Source organism: Nostocoides japonicum T1-X7, from assembly GCF_001046855.1.
Lineage (GTDB): Bacteria > Actinomycetota > Actinomycetes > Actinomycetales > Dermatophilaceae > Nostocoides > Nostocoides japonicum.
This window is the reverse complement of sequence record NZ_HF570958.1, coordinates 4547198-4550721: the sequence shown is the minus strand read 5'-3', so window position 1 is coordinate 4550721 and position 3524 is coordinate 4547198. Positions and strand designations below refer to the sequence as shown.

Genomic DNA, 3524 nt, shown 5'->3' with positions numbered 1-3524 from the left:
CGGCGGCGCCCTCGTCGCGACGGCGCTCACCGACGCCCGGTCGCTCCTGCAGCTCCTCGCCGGCGGGGTGGCGTGGGTCGCGGCCGGCGTCCGGGGGCTGCCGCTGCTCGGCCGGACGATCACCGCGACGAGCAGGCACCGGCACCTCTGGGCGGTCGTCCGCACGGCCGCGCTCTCCCTCCTCGTCCTCGTCGTCTTCGGCGCGCTCTTCTCCGCGGCCGACGCCGTGTTCGGGCACTGGGCGGACGCCCTCGTCCCGGCCATCGCGTGGGACACGCTGCTGCTGCGCGGCTTCGTGTGGTTCGTCGTCGGGGGCGTCGTCCTCGCGGGCAGCTACCTCGCCCTCAACCCGCCGCGCGTCGACCGCCTCGCCCTTCCCGCGGGACGGCCGGTCGCCCGCCGGTGGGAGTGGCTCGTGCCGGTCGGCGTCCTCCTCGTCCTCTTCGCCGGCTTCCTCGCGGCCCAGGCGAGCGCGATGTGGGGCGGCCATGAGTACCTCCGCCGCACGACGGGCCTGTCGTACGGCGACTACGTCCACCAGGGCTTCGGGCAGCTCGTCGTCGTCACCGTCCTCACCCTCGTCGTCATCGCCGTCGCCGCCCGCAAGGCTCCGCGCCGCGAGCCTGCCGACCGGCTCACCCTCCGTGTCGTCCTCGGGCTGCTGTGCGTCCTCACCCTCGTCGTCGTCGCGTCCGCCCTCTACCGGATGCACGTCTACCAGGTGGCCTACGGCTTCACGACGCTCCGGCTCGTCGTCGACGTCTTCGAGGCCTGGCTCGGGCTCCTCGTCGTCCTCGTCCTCCTCGGTGGCGTCCGGCTCTCCGGGTGGTGGGTTCCGCGGGCGGCGCTCATCAGCGGGGCGGTCCTCGTCCTCGGGCTCGGGCTGCTCAACCCCGACGGCTTCGTCGCCCGACACAACCTCGAGCGGTGGCACGCGACGGGGCGGCTCGACGCGGCATACCTCGCCTCCCTCGGTGACGACGCGGCCCCGACCGTCGCCGGGAGCGCCCTCCCCCAGGAGCTGCGCGCCTGCGTCCTCGCGCAGATGGCGGCGTCGCACTCCGCGGACGACGTCCTCTCGTGGAACCTCGGCCGGGCGCGCGCCGCGGCCGTCCTTCCGCCGGCCTCCGATACGGATCCCACCTGCCCCGAGCTGCTCCTCGACACCTCCGCCGGTTAGGAGCGTCGCCGCGACTCCTCGGCCTGCCGCTCGTCCTCGTACTCGTGCTCGCTGATCCAGGCGTCGACCTCGTCCCAGTGCTCCTCGAGCCAGGCCGCGATGGCCGCCTCACCGGTCGGGAGCTCCGATGCGGCATACGTCCACGTCCGGACGAGGAACGGCACCTGGAACGGCACGGCGTCGTAGATGTCCTTGGGCTTCACCAGCCGGCCGAGCCCGGCGTGGGCGATGATCATGACGTCGGCGTCGGGGCGCGCCTGGACCGTCTCGACGAACCCCTTCGTCTTCACCGGGAGGACGCTGCGCAGTCGCTGGGCGCGGCGCAGCCGGTTCACCGAGCCGGCCGCCTTGAGCCGTTCGACGATCCGCTGGCGCCGGGCGAGGGACCAGTTCTGCCCTTCGGGGAAGAGGACGAGGACGTCGTTCGGCTCGAGGCTCTCGGCGAGGTCGAGGACGCCCTGGGCCCGGTCGTTGCCCGGCCGCGAGGTGGCCGGCACGAAGTAGGAGTGGAGGACGGTGAGGACCGTGTCGATGCCTGGGTCCCAGCGCAGCGCCTCGGCGAGGACGACGCGGGGGAGGCGCCCGGCGGTGCGGGCGAGGAGCCAGGCGATGGCGAAGGAGTCGCCGGGGCCGGCATGCCGGGCGAAGGCGAGCAGCGGCGCTCCCTCGCGGCCGAACCACATCGGCGTGTCGAGGACGACCTCGAAGCCGACCCAGCGCTTCGCGAGCGCCATCATCTCGTCGAGCGTCGCGACGAGCAGCCGCTCGTGGTCGCTGCGCCAGGTCGGCGAGTCCTTGCGCGGCGAGGCGAACCACAGCCGCCAGCAGCCGAACAGCAGCCGCAGGTCGACCCAGAGGAAGAGGACGACCATCGCCGTGACCCGCAGCAGCCGCGCCTTCCGATCGACGAACGCCATGGCCGAGCCGACGACGAGCACCGGGAGGGCGCAGGCGGTGAGCACGAGGACGACGAGCGGCCACACGACGTGCATGCAGCGGCGGGCCCACAGCGGCGGGGGCGGGATCGAGGCGGCACCCATCTACGGCTCCTGCTTCTCCGGGGGGCGCTCGCCCACCAGGCGGTCGAGGTATGCCGTCGACGCGGCATACGCCTGCTCCATCCGCTCCTCCATCCGGGAGGCGCGGCCGTACCCGAGGGACATGTTGGGGCTGCTCGGGGCACCGCTCGGCAGGAGGTGGAGGTCGATGTCCTCGGGCACAGACGCCATCTCGGTGACGAACCGGTGGCGCCGCGAGATCTCGAAGGCGACCGTCGCGACCTCCCACGGGCGGGCGGGCGGGGTGAGCGGCTGCTCGACGCGGCCGACCTGGAGGACGTAGATCTCCGTCGCCCCGAGCGCGAGCGCGCGCCCCACGGGGATGGAGTGGACGAGGCCGCCGTCGAGATAGTGGACGCCGTCGATCTCGACGGGCGGGAAGAGCCCCGGCACCGAGCACGAGGCGACGACGGCGTCGGTGACGGGCCCGGTGTCGAACCACCGCTCCGTCGCCCCCTCGATCGACGCGGCGACGCACTGGAAGGCGACCTCGAGCTCCTCGATCCGGGTCACCGGCAGGTAGCGGTCGATGACGTGCCGGAGCGGGGCGCTCGAGAGCAGGTGGGTGCGGTACCTCGCGACCCGGGCGGCCTGACGGACGGGGTTGTCGAGGAAGATCCCCTCGCGGGAGACCGCCCGCCACACCTCCGCGAGGCGCTCGGCGCCCTCCACCGTCGGGTCGGCCGCGACGAACGCCCCGTTGAGCGCCCCGATGCTCGTCCCGACGACGAGGTCGGGCCGGATGCCGTGCTCGGCGAGGGCCCGCGCCATGCCCACCTCGGTCGTCCCCAGCACCCCGCCGCCGCCGAGGACGTATGCGGTGCGCCGGCTGACCATGACCCGCAGCGTATGCCGTGCCCCTCCCCCTCCGGCGCCCGACCGGTCTCGGTGTGCGGTGACCCTGCCGATGCCGAGAGAGGTGTTCGGTGACCGTTGCGGTGGTGTCTGGATACCTCGACGCGGCTGGTTCCGTTCGGGTCGAGGTATGTGGTGACGTCCCGATGGTGCCTCGATACCTCGACCGGAGTGGGCCCCTCCTGGGTGGAGGTATCTGGTGACGTAACGGTGGTCGTTACCCATCGAGGCCGGGTCCGATATCGAGATCGGGCCGACCGAGGTGCCTGGCGACGCTCCGGCGGTCACTGATACCTCGACCGGAGTGGGCCCCTTCCGATGGAGGTATTGGGTGACGTGGCGGTGGGTCGCTGGATACCTCGATCGGAGTTGGTCCCTCCTGGGCGGAGGTATTGGGTGACGTCGCGGTGGTGTCTGGATACCTCGACGCG

General features: G+C 72.8%; 3 protein-coding genes. 1 reads left to right on the top strand and 2 read right to left on the bottom strand.

Features of this window, described 5'->3' with window-relative positions; translation table 11 throughout:
* On the top strand, positions 1-1180 hold a 1180-nt coding region (locus BN12_RS20660; protein ID WP_157635762.1), incomplete at its 5' end, for a DUF4153 domain-containing protein.
* Here BN12_RS20660 and BN12_RS20655 read toward each other — a convergent pair.
* Positions 1177-2220, bottom strand: a complete 1044-nt coding sequence (locus tag BN12_RS20655) for a 1-acyl-sn-glycerol-3-phosphate acyltransferase (protein WP_048555412.1) — start codon at positions 2218-2220, stop codon at positions 1177-1179. The two genes, BN12_RS20660 and BN12_RS20655, sit on opposite strands and share 4 nt — an antisense overlap.
* Positions 2221-3075, bottom strand: coding sequence for a patatin-like phospholipase family protein (locus BN12_RS20650; RefSeq protein WP_048555410.1), 855 nt, complete (start codon positions 3073-3075; stop codon positions 2221-2223).
* Positions 3076-3524: the final 449 nt, after the last annotated feature.

Coding starts and splice junctions, on each gene's coding strand:
- BN12_RS20655 (WP_048555412.1), bottom strand. CDS start 2,220: ATGGGTGCCGCCTCGATCCCGCCCCCGCCGCTGTGGGCCCGCCGCTGC.
- BN12_RS20650 (WP_048555410.1), bottom strand. CDS start 3,075: ATGGTCAGCCGGCGCACCGCATACGTCCTCGGCGGCGGCGGGGTGCTG.